This window comes from Stenotrophomonas maltophilia group sp. P373 (assembly GCF_053295075.1).
In genome coordinates this window covers 1,430,637-1,445,090 of record NZ_CM129994.1, presented here as the reverse complement: position 1 = coordinate 1,445,090, position 14,454 = coordinate 1,430,637, and the positions used below count along the sequence as shown (strand labels likewise).

The 14,454-nt window shown below is 67.8% G+C and carries 11 protein-coding genes; 3 read left to right on the top strand and 8 right to left on the bottom strand.

Annotated features, from left to right (window positions below):
* Positions 1-76 precede the first annotated feature (76 nt).
* Positions 77-2,404, top strand: a complete 2,328-nt coding sequence (locus ACSYHF_RS06610) for a penicillin acylase family protein (RefSeq protein WP_447576190.1) — start codon at positions 77-79, stop codon at positions 2,402-2,404.
* A gap of 82 nt (positions 2,405-2,486) precedes the next feature.
* Here the strand turns inward: ACSYHF_RS06610 and ACSYHF_RS06605 are convergent, their stop codons facing one another.
* The 8 genes from ACSYHF_RS06605 to map form a co-directional block, all read right to left on the bottom strand.
* Entirely contained in the window at positions 2,487-3,875 is a 1,389-nt protein-coding gene (locus tag ACSYHF_RS06605; protein ID WP_069137982.1) for a cation:proton antiporter domain-containing protein, read from the bottom strand.
* A 101-nt stretch (positions 3,876-3,976) separates the two neighbouring features.
* Positions 3,977-5,668 (bottom strand): asparagine synthase B, encoded by a 1,692-nt coding sequence (asnB, locus tag ACSYHF_RS06600; RefSeq protein ID WP_262221959.1) that lies wholly within the window; start codon positions 5,666-5,668, stop codon positions 3,977-3,979.
* A gap of 379 nt (positions 5,669-6,047) precedes the next feature.
* Complete coding sequence (gene dapE, locus ACSYHF_RS06595) at positions 6,048-7,175, bottom strand: succinyl-diaminopimelate desuccinylase (RefSeq protein ID WP_134956019.1); 1,128 nt, start codon at positions 7,173-7,175, stop codon at positions 6,048-6,050.
* On the bottom strand, positions 7,172-7,543 hold the full coding sequence (locus ACSYHF_RS06590) for an arsenate reductase (RefSeq protein WP_170944942.1): 372 nt from the start codon (positions 7,541-7,543) through the stop codon (positions 7,172-7,174). The genes dapE and ACSYHF_RS06590 overlap by 4 nt, the downstream gene beginning before the upstream one ends.
* A gap of 31 nt (positions 7,544-7,574) precedes the next feature.
* Positions 7,575-8,441, bottom strand: coding sequence for a hypothetical protein (locus ACSYHF_RS06585; protein ID WP_134956018.1), 867 nt, complete (start codon positions 8,439-8,441; stop codon positions 7,575-7,577).
* Between the two features lie 2 nt (positions 8,442-8,443).
* Positions 8,444-9,385 (bottom strand): 2,3,4,5-tetrahydropyridine-2,6-dicarboxylate N-succinyltransferase, encoded by a 942-nt coding sequence (gene dapD, locus ACSYHF_RS06580; RefSeq protein WP_375366190.1) that lies wholly within the window; start codon positions 9,383-9,385, stop codon positions 8,444-8,446.
* Between the two features lie 137 nt (positions 9,386-9,522).
* Positions 9,523-12,132: a [protein-PII] uridylyltransferase gene (locus ACSYHF_RS06575; RefSeq protein ID WP_447576427.1), complete on the bottom strand. Its 2,610-nt coding sequence runs from the start codon at positions 12,130-12,132 to the stop codon at positions 9,523-9,525.
* Positions 12,133-12,152: 20 nt separating this feature from the next.
* Complete coding sequence (gene map, locus ACSYHF_RS06570; RefSeq protein WP_032955117.1) at positions 12,153-12,938, bottom strand: type I methionyl aminopeptidase; 786 nt, start codon at positions 12,936-12,938, stop codon at positions 12,153-12,155.
* A gap of 230 nt (positions 12,939-13,168) precedes the next feature.
* Between map and ACSYHF_RS06565 the strand changes: the two genes are divergently transcribed.
* Positions 13,169-13,699 carry a Csu type fimbrial protein gene (locus ACSYHF_RS06565; protein WP_032954051.1) on the top strand — a complete coding sequence of 177 codons (531 nt, stop codon included), beginning with the start codon at positions 13,169-13,171 and terminating at the stop codon, positions 13,697-13,699.
* Positions 13,699-14,448 carry a fimbrial biogenesis chaperone gene (locus ACSYHF_RS06560; protein WP_053497108.1) on the top strand — a complete coding sequence of 250 codons (750 nt, stop codon included), beginning with the start codon at positions 13,699-13,701 and terminating at the stop codon, positions 14,446-14,448. Before ACSYHF_RS06565 ends, ACSYHF_RS06560 begins: the two co-directional genes overlap by 1 nt.
* The last annotated feature ends 6 nt before the right edge of the window (positions 14,449-14,454 follow it).

Below are 14,454 nucleotides of genomic sequence, written 5' to 3'. Positions count from 1 at the left end.
TACGGTGATCTAATCGGAATCAGTCGCAGTTGCGCCTGCGGCTACAATCGGCCCACGAGTTCGGAAAGGACGTGCGATGCGACGTACATGGCGTTGGGTGCTGGGCGTATTGATCGCCATCGTCCTGGTCACCGCCCTGGTGCTGTGGCTGCTGCTGCGCGGCAGCCTGGCCGATCTGGACGGCGAGCATGCGTTGCCGGGACTGGCCAGGCCGGTCACCCTCGAACGCGATGCGCTGGGCGTGGTCACCATCACGGCCGGCAGCCAGGCCGACGCGATGCGCGCACTCGGCCGCGTACACGCGCAGGAACGCTACTTCGAGATGGACCTGATGCGCCGCAGCGCCGCCGGCGAACTGTCCGCACTGTTCGGACCGAAGGCCATCGACGCCGACAAGCGCATGCGCGTGCACCGTTTGCGCGCACGCACCGAGGCACACATGGACGCTGCATTGGGCGACAACGGCGACGCCGTGCGCGCCTACGTGGACGGCGTCAACGAAGGCCTTGCCGACCTCTCCGTGCGGCCGTGGGCGTACCTGCTGCTGCGGCAGTCACCGCAGCCTTGGCAGGCCAGCGACAGCGTGCTGACCGGGCTGGCCATGTACGCCGACCTGCAGGATCCCGGCAACCAGACCGAGCTTGCGCTCAGCCGCATCCGCGCGGTGGTGCCGTCGGCGCTGTACGCACTGATCGCCCACGACGGCACTGAATGGGATGCACCGCTGTTCGGCGAACCGACCGGCAACGCCACGCTGCCCGATGCCAGCCAGCTGGACCTGCGCACGCTGAAGGGAAAACCGGGCACCGGGCAGGAAGAAGCCGACGCCGTCGGCAGCAACAACTTCGCGGTGGCCGGTGCGCTCACCGCCGACGGCCGCGCCATTGTTGCCGACGACATGCACCTGGGCCTGCGCGCACCCAGCCTGTGGTTCCGCGTGCGCCTGCGCTACCCCGACCCGCAGGCCGCTGGCGGCCAGGTCGACGTCACCGGCTTCTCGCTGCCGGGCCTTCCGGCCGTGATCGTCGGCAGCAACGGGCACGTCGCCTGGGGTTTCACCAACAGCTACATTGACACGGCGGACTACCGCACCGAACCGGCCAATGCCGCAGTGACGGTGCATGAAGAACGGATTGCGGTGGCCGGCCAGGCCGATGTGCGGTTCCCGGTACGCGAAACCGCCTGGGGACCGATCCTGCACACGCATGCCGATGGCAGCGGCGACGCGCTGCGCTGGGTCGCCCAGCTGCCCGGTGCGGTGCGCCTGGACTTCGGTGACCTGGCCCGCGCCGGTGATCTGGACGCAGCCCTGCAGTTCGCCGACCACGCCGGCATTCCCGCACAGAACCTGGTGATCGGCGACCGCACCGGACGCATCGCCTGGCGCCTGATCGGCGCCCGCCCGGATCGCGGTCCGGGCTGCGCACCGGCCGGCTTCAACGCCGCCCACAACCAGGACTGCGCCCCCTGGCCGATCCGCAGCGATGCCTCGCCGGCATTGATCGATCCCCCCAACCATCGCCTGTGGACCGCCAACGGCCGCGTCCTCGACGGCGAGGCGCTGGCTACCGTCGGCAATGGCGGTTATGACCTGGGTGCCCGTGCGCGGCAGATCCGCGACCTGCTGGCGATCCAGGAGCGCTTCGATGAACACGACCTGCTGGCGATCCAGCTCGACGATCGCGCGGTGTTCCTGCAGCGCTGGTGGGCGCTGCTGCACGACGTCATCGAACGCAGTGACGACCCTGCACTGAAGCGCTTGAAGGAGGCCAGCCATCAATGGGGCGGCCGTGCCTCGGCCAGCTCGGTCAGCTACCGGGTGGTGCGTGAGTTCCGTACGCAGGTGATGAAGACACTGTCCGATGCACTGCTGGCACCGGCCAATGCGCAGCTGGGCGATGACTATCTGGAGCCGCGCCTGGCGCAGCTGGAAGGCGTGGCCTGGCCGATGCTGCAGCAGCGGCCGGCCAATCTGCTGCCACCGGCCTTCGACAGCTGGGATGCACTGCTGATCGACGCCGCACGCCGCACCGAGAGCGAGCTGGCCAAGCAGGGACCGCTGGCCAAACGCAGCTGGGGCGAACGCAACACCGCGGCGATCTGCCATCCCATCGCACGGGCGCTGCCGGACATCGCCAAACGCTGGCTGTGCATGCCGGCCGACCGCCTGCCCGGCGACCGCGACATGCCGCGCGTGCAGACGCCGAGCTTCGGCGCTTCCGAGCGCATGGTGGTTTCACCGGGCCACGAGGCCGACGGCATCGTGCACATGCCCGGCGGCCAGAGTGGGCATCCACTGTCGCCCTACTGGGGTGCCGGCCACGAAGACTGGGTGCATGGCCGGCCGACGCCGTTCCTGCCCGGCAAGGCGCAGCACACCATGACGCTGGTGCCGGCGCGGTAGTGCCGGCCGCTGGCCGGCATCCATGCAGGTGCATCCAGCATCATGAGGTTGCCGGCCAGCGGCCGGCACTACCGTTCAACGCTCAGCCCCTGCGCCGCTCGATCAGGTTCAACAGTGGCCCGGTCATCGCCGTTGTCACCAGCGCCATGATCACCAGCACCGCGAACAGCCGGTCACCGAGCAGGCCAAGTTCGTAACCCAGGTTGAGCACGATCAGCTCCATCAGGCCACGGGTGTTCATCAGTGCACCCAGCCGCCACGCCTCACGGGCAGGCATGCCGGCACTGCGTGCGGCACTGAAGGTGCCCAGCAACTTGCCCGTCGTGGCTACCGCGATCACCACCACGCACAACAGGCCATCGCTGGCCTGCAGTGTATCGGCGCGCATGCGCAGGCCGGTCATGGCGAAGAACAGCGGCAGCAGCAGCGTCACCGCGAACGGTTCGACGCGCGCCATCAGCAGCTCGCGCAACTGGACATTGGACGACACCGCCACGCCCGCTGCGAACGCACCGAACAGCGCATGGATGCCGAGCATCTCGGTGACCAGGGCACTGGCCAGCGACAGCAGCAGGATGCCCAACAGCCACCGCCCCTCACGGCCCGGCGCGATCTGCTGGCGGGCGAACCACGGCCTCACCAGCCCCAGCATCAGCGCCACGAACGCGACCACGCACAGCAGGTTGAGGCTGGCCGGCAGCCATCCGCTGGCCTGGGCGGCGGCCACGATCAGCGCCAGCAGGCACCACGCGGTGGCATCACCCAATGCAGCGCAGGCGATGGCGGTCTGACCCAGCGGGGTCTGCGTGATGCCGCGATCGGCAAGGATGCGCAGCAACACGGGGAAGGCGGTGATGCTCATCGAAATGCCGACGAACAGTGCGAATGCCGTGAAGCCCACCCCCTGTGGGCCGTGCTGCGGGTACAGCCAGATCGCCAGGGCGACGCCAAGCACGAACGGCACCGCGATGCCGGCATGGCTGACCGTAAAGGCGAAACGCCGGCGTCCACGCAGCGCCGCCAGGTCCAGCTCGGCACCGGCCACCAGCAGGAACATCAGCACACCCAACTGGCTGAGCATGCCCAGCGGGCCCAGCGAGCTGGGCGGGAACAAGGCTCCATGCAGCGGCGGCAACAGGCTGCCGAGCATCAATGGGCCCATCATCAGGCCGGCGGCCATCTCGCCGATCACCGCCGGTTGTCCAAAGTGCTTGAGCAGCGCGCCTGCGCCCTTGGCCACCAGCAGCAGCACCAGCAGCTGCAGCAGGAACAGGCCCAGCGGCGACGCCAGATGCTGCACCCAGGTGGCTTCAGCCGTGGCCGTGGCACGGGCAACAGCTTCGGGCGCCGCCGGCCCGGCATAACGGGCCAGCAGCACGCCGACCAGCAGCGGGACCCCGGCCCAGGCCAGGTAGCGCCATCCCCACTTCGTCGGTGGCACCTGGCCCCCGCTGTGTACGTCCATGAACATTCCCCAATGTGCAGGGGGGCGATCATACAAAAAGGGGACGGAGGGGATTAAGTCGTTGGTGGCACAAGCGCCCCGGCCCCCCTCCGGCCCCTTTTCGGGGCTTACGCCAGTGCCTGCTCGTGCACGCCAGCGATCGCACGCCCCGACGGATCTGCAGCAGCGGCGAAGCTGGCATCCCACGCGATCGCCGCTGGCGACGAGCAGGCGATGGACTTGCCACCCGGCACGGTCTCGGCGGCCGCCCGGCTCGGGAAGAACTGCTCGAACAGGTGACGGTAGTAGTAGGCCTCCTTGGTCTGCGGCGGGTTGTGCGGGAAGCGCTTGTCGGCCGCTGCCAGCACACGGTCGCTCACCTGAGCTTCGGCATGCGCCTTCAGCCCGTCGATCCAGCCATAGCCAACGCCATCGCTGAACTGCTCCTTCTGCCGCCACAGGATGCTGTCCGGCAGGTAGCCTTCGAACGCCTCGCGCAGCACCGCCTTCTCGATGCGGCGGCCACCAAAGCCCGCACCGACCATCTTGTGCTCGGCGTCGAAGCGCATCGCCACATCGAGGAATTCGCGATCCAGGAACGGCACACGCGGCTCCACGCCCCAGGCCATCATCGACTTATTGGCGCGCAGGCAGTCGTAGTTGTGCAGCGCGTCGAGCTTGCGCACCAGCTCGTCGTGGAACTCACGCGCATCCGGCGCCTTGTGGAAGTACAGGTAACCACCGAAGATCTCGTCGCTGCCCTCGCCGGAAAGCACCATCTTCACCCCCATGGCCTTGATCCGCCGTGCCAGCAGGAACATCGGCGTCGATGCGCGGATGGTGGTGACGTCGTAGGTTTCGATATGGCGGATCACTTCCGGCAGTGCATCAAGGCCCTCCTCGAAGGTGTACTCGAAGCCGTGATGCACGGTGCCCAGCGCTTCGGCGGCGATGGCGGCAGCGGTCAGATCGGGAGAGCCCTTCAAGCCGATCGCGAATGAGTGCAGGCGCGGCCACCAGGCTTCGGTCTGCCCCCCATCCTCGATGCGACGACGTGCATAGCGCGCGGCCACCGCCGCCACCAGCGACGAGTCCAGGCCACCAGACAGCAGCACGCCGTACGGCACATCGCTCATCAGCTGGCGTTCCACCGCATGCTCGAAGGCCTGGCGCAGCTCGGCCAGATCGGCCTGGCGACCGTGCACGTCAGCGTAGTCGCGCCACGGCTGCTGGTAGTAGCGCACCAGCTCACCACTGGCACTGTCGAAATAGTGGCCCGGCGGGAACTGCGCGACGTCGGCACAGGTATCGACCAGTGCCTTCATTTCCGAGGCGACGCGCAGGCGTCCCTGGGCATCGTGGCCCCAGTACAGCGGCACCACGCCGACCGGGTCGCGCGCCACCAGCACACGACCGGCACCACGGTCCCACAGCGCGAATGCGAAGATGCCATTGAGCTGCTCCAGCCACTGCGCCGGCGAAGCGCCCTGGCGGTACAGCGCATTGATCACTTCACAGTCCGAACCAGTCTGGAAGTCATAGGCGGTGGTCAGTGCGGCCTTCAGTTGCTGGTGGTTGTAGATCTCGCCGTTGACCGCCAGCGCCAGCTGGCCGTCGGCCGACAGCAGTGGTTGCGAGCCGCCGGCCGGGTCGACGATGGCCAACCGCTCGTGGACCAGCAGCGCACCTTCGTCAAGATACACGCCGCTCCAGTCCGGGCCGCGGTGGCGCTGGCGCTGCGACAGTTCCAGCGCATGGCGGCGCAGGGCCGGAAGATCGTCACCGGCCTGCAGGCCGAAGATTCCGAAGATCGAACACATGGGGGAGCTCCTGTTGGGGGAATTTCACGGGTGGGAGGGTGTTCGACCGGCCATCCAGGCCCGGGTGGGGCTGCGCCCGGGCACAAAAAAAACCCGCATCGACCGATGCGGGTTTTCTGGTGTCCGGGCGTGTGTTGCTATCTATCTACCCAGGGCGCAGTCCCGCATCGGCCGCGCACGATTATTCGCGCGCAGATTATTGCGGTTGTTGTTATTGACGGCGGTGGCCAGGCGGATCGACATGGCATCGACCCTACCCCGGTTTCCGGCACGGCGCAACCGTTGCGTTGGCAACCAGGTGAAGGTGTGCCGACCAACGGTCGGCACCCAGCAGTCGGCACCCACAGGGGTAGCGCCGGGCCGTGCCCGGTGCCATGCCTCACACCAGCAGCCGCTCCACCAGCCGCTGGTACAGCCCGGGCAGTGCTTCCAGTTCGTCCACGCGCACGTTCTCGTCAACCTGGTGGATGCTGGCGTTGACCGGCCCCACTTCGATGCACTGCGCGCCCAATGGCGCGATGAAGCGGGCATCGGAGGTGCCGCCGCCAGTGCTTTCCTCCGGTGCACGGCCGATGTGCTCGGCCAGCACCGCACGCGCAGTGGCGCGCAGCGTGCCTTCCGGGGTGTAGAACGGTTCGCCGCTGCGATGCCACTTCAGCGTGTACTGCAGGGCATGCCGATCCAGCAGCGCGGTGATCTCCGCTTCCAGTTTCGGCGCATCCCAGTGCGGGTTGTAGCGGATGTTGAAATCCACCTCGAGCTCGCCGGGAATCACATTGTTGGCGCCCGTACCGGCATGGATGTTGGAGACCTGCAGGCTGGTCGGCGGGAAACTCTCGTAGCCGTCATCCCAGCGCCGTGCGCTCAGCTCGGCCAGGGCGGGCGCCGCCTGGTGGATCGGGTTGCGTGCCTTCTCCGGGTACGCCACATGGCCCTGTACGCCCTGCACCCGCAGCCTGGCCGACAGGCTGCCACGACGGCCCACGCGCAGCAGATCACCGAGCGTCGCGGTCGACGACGGCTCGCCGGTGATGCACCAGTCGATGCGTTGGCCGCGCTCGGCGAACAGCCGTGCGACGTGGCGCACGCCATCGATGGCATCGCCCTCCTCGTCGCTGGTCAGCAGCACCGCCAGCGTGCCGGGATGATCGGGATGCGCGGCCACGAACTGCTCGGCCGCCACCACGAACGCCGCCACGCTGCCCTTCATGTCGGCGGTGCCACGGCCGTACAGCACGCCATCGCGGATCTGCGGCGTGAACGGGTCGCTGGCCCAGGCCTCGCGCGGGCCCGCCGGCACCACGTCGGTGTGGCCCAGCAGCACCAGCACCGGCGCGCCCTGGCCATGGGTCGCCCACAGGTTGTCGACCTCGCCCAGCCGCAGGTGATCGCACTGGAACCCGGCCTGCTTCAGGCGTGCCGCCAGCAGTGCCTGGCAGCCGGCATCGTCCGGCGTCACCGAGGGCCGTGCGATCAGTTCGCAGGTCAGGTCGAGGACCGCGCTCATGCGTCACCCACGCCGAAGCGGGCCTTGAAGCCATTGTCACTGAAACCCTGGCTGACCGTGCCGTCGGCGGTGACCACCAGCGGGCGCTTGATCAGCTGCGGGTACTCGCGCAGCAGCAGCTTCCATTCCGCCTCGGAATCTGCGGCCTTGCGGTTGTCCGGCAGCTGCCGCCAGGTGGTTGAGGACCTGTTGACCATCGCGGCCAGGCCACCCAGCTGCTCAGCCCACGCCAGCAGTGTTTCCGGGCTCGGCTTGTTGTCGCGGTAGTCGACGAAGGTGTACGGCACGCCGAAGCGGTCCAGCCACTTGCTCGCCTTCTTGCAGGTATCGCAGTTCTTCAAACCGTAGACAGTGGTACTCATGGCCATCTGTGATGCTGGAAAACAGAGGCCCAGAATCTCACAACAGGCGCTCGGACACGACCCGGAACGGTACCCTTGGCAGCCGGAAGGCCAGCCCCTCGTGCAGCGCCACGTCCATCGCCTGCAGGCGCGGGCACTGCATTTTGCCTTCCAGCTGCAGCGGCTGCAGGCTGTCGACATCCACCTGCAGTGCGATGCGGGTGCTGGCCCAGCGCCGGTCACAGGTGCGCGCAATGGCCTCATCTTGGCAGGTCAGGAAGCGCAGCAGGGCCTGATGGCCCCCGAAGGCCCCCCGCCACGCCCCGTCCTCCCAGCCCGCAGCGGCCCGCCACTGCAGGTGCAGCGCAGGCGCACTCCCCTGCCCGCCTTCGATCAGGGTGTGCCCATCGCCATCGACGCGCACCACATGCTCGAAGCGCGTGGACAGGTGGGGCTGCATGGCATCGCTGAAAGCGCGCGCGCCGGCGACGAAGGCCAGCTGGTCCATCACGTTGCGATCGAACAGCACGACCGGGGTCCCGCCCGGATCATCGTCACGGCGCAGGTACCAGCGCCAGTTGCTCTGCCCTGGCGACGGCATCAGGCAGCGCAGCGGTCCCGCCAGCGCCGGCCCGAAGTGGCCATGGCGATAGCTGAGAACGGTGTAAGGCGTGCGTCCTGCATGGACCACGTAGTGATGGCCAGGTGGCGCTGGCGGGGCATGGCGCACATCGACCCACCAGCTCGCGTAGACCACGTCGCGCACGTCGCTGACCAGCACCGGCATCGGCCAGCGCCTCGACAGTGCCCGGCGCAACCGGGTCCAGCGCGGAGCGTGCAGCAGGCGCGGCAGCATCCGTCCGAACGCGTTGTCGGACGGATGCCGGTAGATCGCGGACTGCGCCAGGTCCTCCGGCGCACTCACCTTCAGTCGGCCAGGCCGCGCAGCAGGTCGTTGACGCTGGTCTTGCTGCGGGTCTTGGCATCAACCTGCTTGACGATCACCGCGCAGTACAGCGAGTGGGTGCCGTCCTTGCTCGGCAGCGAGCCGGACACCACCACGCTGTACGGCGGGATGTAGCCGTAGCTGATCTCGCCGGTGGCGCGGTTGTAGATGCGGGTGCTCTGGCTGAGGAACACGCCCATGCCGATCACACTGTGGTGGCCCACCACCACGCCCTCCACCACTTCCGAACGCGCACCGATGAAGCAGTGGTCCTCGATGATGGTCGGGCTGGCCTGCAGCGGCTCCAGCACGCCGCCGATGCCGGCGCCGCCGGACAGGTGGCAGTGCTGGCCGATCTGCGCGCAGGAACCGACGGTGGCCCAGGTATCGACCATGGTGCCTTCGCCGACGTAGGCGCCGATGTTGGTGAAGCTCGGCATCAGCACTACGTCCTTGCCGAAGTACGTGCCGCGGCGGGCGATCGCACCGGGCACAACGCGCACGCCGCCACGGCGGAACTTCGCTTCGTCATAGCCGGCGAAGCGCGACTCGACCTTGTCCCAGAACGGTGCCGGTCGTGCATCGACCACCGCCATGTCGTTGACGCGGAAATACAGCAGCACGGCCTTCTTCAGCCACTCGTTGACCTTCCAGCCGCCCTGGCCGTCCGGCTCGGCGACGCGGAATTCACCGCTCTCGAGACCGTCGATCACGCGGTTGACCAGCGGCCTGGTCGAGCCTTCCAGCTCATGCAGGGTCAACGTGGCGCGGCGCTCGAAGGCGCTTTCGATGCCGAACTTGAGTTCTTCCACGCCGGGTGCCGACGGCTTGCGCAGCGACTTGCGGGCGATGGTTTCGGCGCGGACGGCTTCCGCGCTCTTGGCCGGGGCCGGCTTCTTCACAGCACGCTTGACCGCAGCCATTTTCTTCACCGGGGCCTTCACCGCAGCGGCCTTCTTCGGCGCAGTGGCCTTCTTTGCGGCCGGTGCGGCTGCAGCAGGTTTCCGGGCCGCTGCGCTCTTGGGGGTCGCGGCGGTCTTCTTGGCGGGCTTGGTGGCCATCAGGCGGGGTCTCCGGCGTTTCGATCAGGGTCCAGGCAGGCCAGCATTGCGTCATGCAGCTGCTGCCGGGCAGGTTCAGTCAGGGGGAGGTCGTGTTCGTCACTGATCACGAAGGTGTCTTCGGCGCGCTCGCCGAACGTGGCAATGCGCGCATCATGCACGCGCAGGCCCTGGTTGCGCAGCACGAACGCCACATCGGCCAGCAGGCCGGGACGGTCGGGAGCGACCAGGGCAAAACGGGTTGCGCCCGGTTCATCGCGGAACTCGATGCGCGGAGCGAAGCGGAAGTGCCGCAGTTGCCGCGGTACCACACGGCGCGACGGCCGCAGGCGCGCCAGGTCACCACTGAGTGCCTCGCGCAGCGCCGCCTCCAGGTTGGCACTGCTGCCATCGGCAAACGTGTCGGCCGGGTTCACTTCGAAGGTATCGAAGATGGTATCGGCCGGACCGTCCAGCACGCGTGCGCGGTGAATGCCATAGCCCTTACGGTCCAGGGTCATCACGATCGCGGCGAACAGGCCGTCGCGGTCGGGCGAGTGCACGAATACTTCCAGCGCCGGGTCATCCACACTGATCCGGCGCACCTTCACCAGCGCCTGGCCCTGCTTCACCGGTACCAGCGCAGCTGCTTGCCAGGCCAGCTGCTCGGGGCGCAGACGAATGAAGCCCTCATCCGGCATCACCGCGAACTGGCGATCGATGGTGGCATCGTCGTAACCCTGCTCGCGCACCAGTGCGCGCACGCTGTCACGTGCCTCGGCCACGCGTTCGGCGGCCGGTACCGGATGCTCCAGCCCCTCGCGCAGCGCGCGCCGGGTGGCGAAGTACAGGTCGGCCAGCAGGCGGTCCTTCCAGGCATTCCACAGCTTCGGGCTGGTGCCGGCGATGTCGGCACAGGTCAGCAGGTACAGGTAGTCCAGGCGGTCGCGGCTGCCGACCAGGGTGGCGAAGCGATGGATCACCACCGGATCGGCGATGTCCTGCTTCTGCGCGGTCACCGACATGCGCAGATGCTGTTCGACCAGCCATGCCACCAGCTCGGTATCGGTGCCACTGAGCGCGTGCGCCTGGCAGAACGCACGCGCGTCCACCGCACCCAGTTCCGAGTGGTCGCCGCCGCGGCCCTTGGCGATGTCATGGAACAGGCCAGCCAGCAGCAGCAGTTCCGGCTTGCGCAGGCGTGGCCACACTTCGTGCGCGATCGAGAAGCGCTCGTCGGCACGGCTGCTGGCGAACTGGCCGATGTTGCGCAGGACCATCAGCGTGTGCTGGTCGACCGTATAGACATGGAACAGGTCGAACTGCATGCGCCCGCTGACCTGGGCAAACGCGGGGATCCACTGGCCAAGCACGCCCAGCCGCGCCATGCGCGAAAGCGTGTCGACCGGGCGCTGGCCGCGCAGCAGGGACAGGAACTGCTCGCGTGCATCGGCATCGGCCTGGTCGTAGGCCGGCAACAACGGCAGCGCTTCGGCCAGCGCGCGCGCGGTCAGCGAATGCAGGCCTCGCACCTGTGGATTGTTGGCCCAGCTGGAAAACAGGGCGAACACCTGGCCGATGTCGCCGCGCGGCCAGTCGGCCTCGTTGGCGGCCAGGTAGCCGCGGCGCAGGGAGAAGCCCACGGTCAGCGGTTCCGGCTGGGCCTCGCCATCGAACTGTTCCTCGAAGCGCTGCAGCAGGCGGTCGCTGATCCGGCGCACCACCAGCGCGGCGCGGTAGAAGCCCTGCATCATTTTCTCGACACCGAGATTCTCGGCATCGTCTTCGAAGCCCAGGCGCGCGGCCAGGGTCTTCTGGTAATCGAAACGCAGGCGCTCTTCCGGGCGGCGCGCGACCAGGTGCAGGCCGAAGCGCAGCCGCGCCAGCACCGCACGCTCGCGCTTCAGCGCAGCCGCTTCGTCGGCACCCAGGTGGCCCAGGCCGACCAGCGCTTCCAGGTCGCGTACACCGAAGGCGCGCAGCGCCATCCAGCCCAGCGTGTTGAGATCGCGCAGGCCGCCGGGACCATCCTTGAGATCCGGCTCCAGGTTGTCGGCAGTGTCGCCGAAGCGCTGGTGGCGGTTGCGCAGCTCTTCCAGCTTGGCCAGGAAGAAGGCACGCGCCGGCCACAGCTCGCGGTCGTCGATGGCCTCGCGCAGCGCACGGCGCGCTGCATCATCAGCCAGGATCGGACGCGCCTCGATCAGCGCGGTCAGCACGGTCTGGTCAGCCGCCGCCTCGCGGCACTGCAATGCAGAACGCACCGCATGGCTGACCGCCAATCCGCAGTCCCACAGCAGCGCGAACAGGCGTGCCAATGCCGCTTCATGCGCCAGTTGTGCGGGCGGGTCGCCGAACACCAGCAGGTCGATGTCCGAACGCGGAAACAGTTCCCCCCGGCCATAGCCACCGACCGCGAACAGCGACAGGCCGCTGTCGGCCGGCAGGCAACGCTGCCAGGCCAGGCGGATCAGATGGTCGGCCGCGCGCGCCCGCAGCGCCAGCAGGCGCTCGATGTTGTCGCCCTGGTCGAAGCGGCGATACAGGCGCGCGTCGGCCTGCTGCAGCGCCTGGCGCGCGGCAGCAGCCCAGTCCGGGTCGTTGAGCGACGCGGCCGGCGTGTCCAGCAGCGAACTCGCCGGCAGCATCGTCAGGAGACCTGCGACTCGCCCGGCGACAGCGTCAGCACGTCGACGCCGGTCTCAGTGACCGCGACCATGTGCTCCCACTGCGCCGACAGCTTGCGGTCCTTGGTCACCACGGTCCAGCCATCCGGCAGCACCTTGTTGTAGCGGGTGCCCTCGTTGATCATCGGTTCGATGGTGAAGGTCATGCCCGGCTGCAGCACCAGGCCCTGGCCCGGGCGGCCGTAATGCACCACCTGCGGCTCGTCGTGGTAGACCTTGCCGATACCGTGGCCGCAGTACTCGCGCACTACGCTGAAACGCTCGCCTTCGGCATAGCTCTGGATGGCATGGCCGATGTCGCCCAGGGTGGCGCCCGGGCGCACCGCGCGGATGCCGCGCCACATGGCTTCGTACGTGGTTTCCACCAGGCGGCGGGCCATCACCGACGGGGTGCCGACGAAGTACATGCGGCTGGTGTCGCCGTGCCAGCCGTCCTTGATGACGGTGACGTCGATATTGATGATGTCGCCATCCTTGAGCACCTTCCCTTCGCTGGGAATGCCGTGGCAGATGACATTGTTGACCGAGGTGCACACGGTCTTCGGGAAGCCGCGGTAGCCGACGTTGGCCGGAATCGCGCCCTGCACGTTCACGATGTGGTCGTGGCAGATGCGGTCCAGTTCCTCGGTGGTGACACCGGGCTTGACGTGGGGGGTGACGATGTCGAGCACTTCGCTGGCCAGGCGGCCGGCGATGCGCATCATCTCGATTTCCTGCGGGGTTTTCAGATTCACGCTCATGGCACCCATTATCGCCGATCCGGCCGCAATCTGAACGAACGCCACCCAACTGCCGATCCGGGTCATGCACGGTTCCGGCAAGGAAAGTGAAAGCGTGATGGCCTCCGCTCTTTCGTCTGCCTAATTATCACGGATTACAGACACTTACGCCTCCTAAGCTGCACCCACCGTCGTCCAAGCGGCACCGAACGTGCCGTCTTCGCCTTGTTCAACGGACCTTCGGGTCAGGGAGGTTGTTCATGCGATCCCCAGTTCGATCCCCGCTGGCATGGGCCGTGGCCGGGTTCCTGCTGTCCAGCCCGGCAATGGCCGCCGACACCACCACCTTCAATGTCACCCTGGTGGTCACCAAGGCCTGCACCATCACGGCGGCGGCCGCGACCAACGTGGACTTCGGCACCGCGGCATCAACCACCACCACGCCCACCCTGGGCCAGGGAACGGTAACCGCCCAGTGCTCGGCACTGACCCCGTACACGATCTCGCTGAATGCGGGCGCCAATGCCAGCACCGCCAATGACGTCACCACCCGGCGGATGAAGAACACCAATGCGGCGGTGACCGCCAACAACTACGTCGGCTACCAGCTCTACCAGGATGCCGCACATACCCTGGTCTGGGGCGCCACAACCGGCACCAACACTCAGGCCGGCATCGGCACCGGCCTGGCCGTGCCTTACATCGTCTACGGCCAGATCCTGAACCTGAGCACCAACAACCCGGCCGCCGGTAGCTACCTGGATACGGTTACCGCCACGATCACCTATTGATGGAGCACGCCCGCATGGCCGGATCCCGCCCGTGGCGCGCCACCGGCGTGGCGCTGCTCGCCCTGTACCTGCTCGCCATCGCGGCCGCCGGCGCTACCAGCCTGCAGGTGGCCCCGACCAGCCTGCAGCTGGAAGCCCGCCAGCGTGCCGGCGAATTGTGGCTGACCAACAGCGGCACCTCACCGGTGAAGCTGCAGGTACGCGTGTTCCGCTGGGTGCAGCAGGACGGCCAGGAACAGCTGCTGCCCACCGATGCGTTGATGGCCACTCCGCCGATGCAGGAACTGGCCGCCGGACAGCAGCAGCTGGTGCGGGTCATGCGTGCGGACAAGGAACCGCCAGCGGCACAGCAACATTACCGCCTGATCGTTGACGAGGTGCCCGACCTGGCCACCCGCGCGGGTGGCATGCAGTTCGTCCTGCGCTATTCGATCCCGGTGTTCGTGCAGCCCTCGGCCGGCACGCTGGCGCCGCAGCTGCAGGCCCGGCTGGTAAAGCTGGCGGACGGCCGCAACGGCGTCGAAGTAGCCAATTCGGGCAACAGTTACGCTCAGATCGCCGATCTCGCGCTGGGCAGCGCCACGCGCCCGCGCATCGTCCATCCCGGGCTGCTGGGCTACGTACTGCCCGGCCAGGTGATGCGCTGGCCGATCGAACGCACGGCGATCGACCGCGACAACGACCAGATCACGGCCAAGCTCAATGGCGAGTCGGAACAGACGCCACTGTCGCCCCCACCGGCTCGCTGAGGCGTT

What these genes read in the sequence shown, in the direction of transcription:
- ACSYHF_RS06610 (WP_447576190.1), top strand. Translation starts at nt 77, where the DNA reads ATGCGACGTACATGGCGTTGGGTGCTGGGCGTATTGATCGCCATCGTC.
- ACSYHF_RS06605 (WP_069137982.1), bottom strand. Translation starts at nt 3,875, where the DNA reads ATGTTCATGGACGTACACAGCGGGGGCCAGGTGCCACCGACGAAGTGG.
- asnB (WP_262221959.1), bottom strand. Translation starts at nt 5,668, where the DNA reads ATGTGTTCGATCTTCGGAATCTTCGGCCTGCAGGCCGGTGACGATCTT.
- dapE (WP_134956019.1), bottom strand. Translation starts at nt 7,175, where the DNA reads ATGAGCGCGGTCCTCGACCTGACCTGCGAACTGATCGCACGGCCCTCG.
- ACSYHF_RS06590 (WP_170944942.1), bottom strand. Translation starts at nt 7,543, where the DNA reads ATGGCCATGAGTACCACTGTCTACGGTTTGAAGAACTGCGATACCTGC.
- dapD (WP_375366190.1), bottom strand. Translation starts at nt 9,385, where the DNA reads ATGGCTGCGGTCAAGCGTGCTGTGAAGAAGCCGGCCCCGGCCAAGAGC.
- map (WP_032955117.1), bottom strand. Translation starts at nt 12,938, where the DNA reads ATGGGTGCCATGAGCGTGAATCTGAAAACCCCGCAGGAAATCGAGATG.
- ACSYHF_RS06565 (WP_032954051.1), top strand. Translation starts at nt 13,169, where the DNA reads ATGCGATCCCCAGTTCGATCCCCGCTGGCATGGGCCGTGGCCGGGTTC.
- ACSYHF_RS06560 (WP_053497108.1), top strand. Translation starts at nt 13,699, where the DNA reads ATGGAGCACGCCCGCATGGCCGGATCCCGCCCGTGGCGCGCCACCGGC.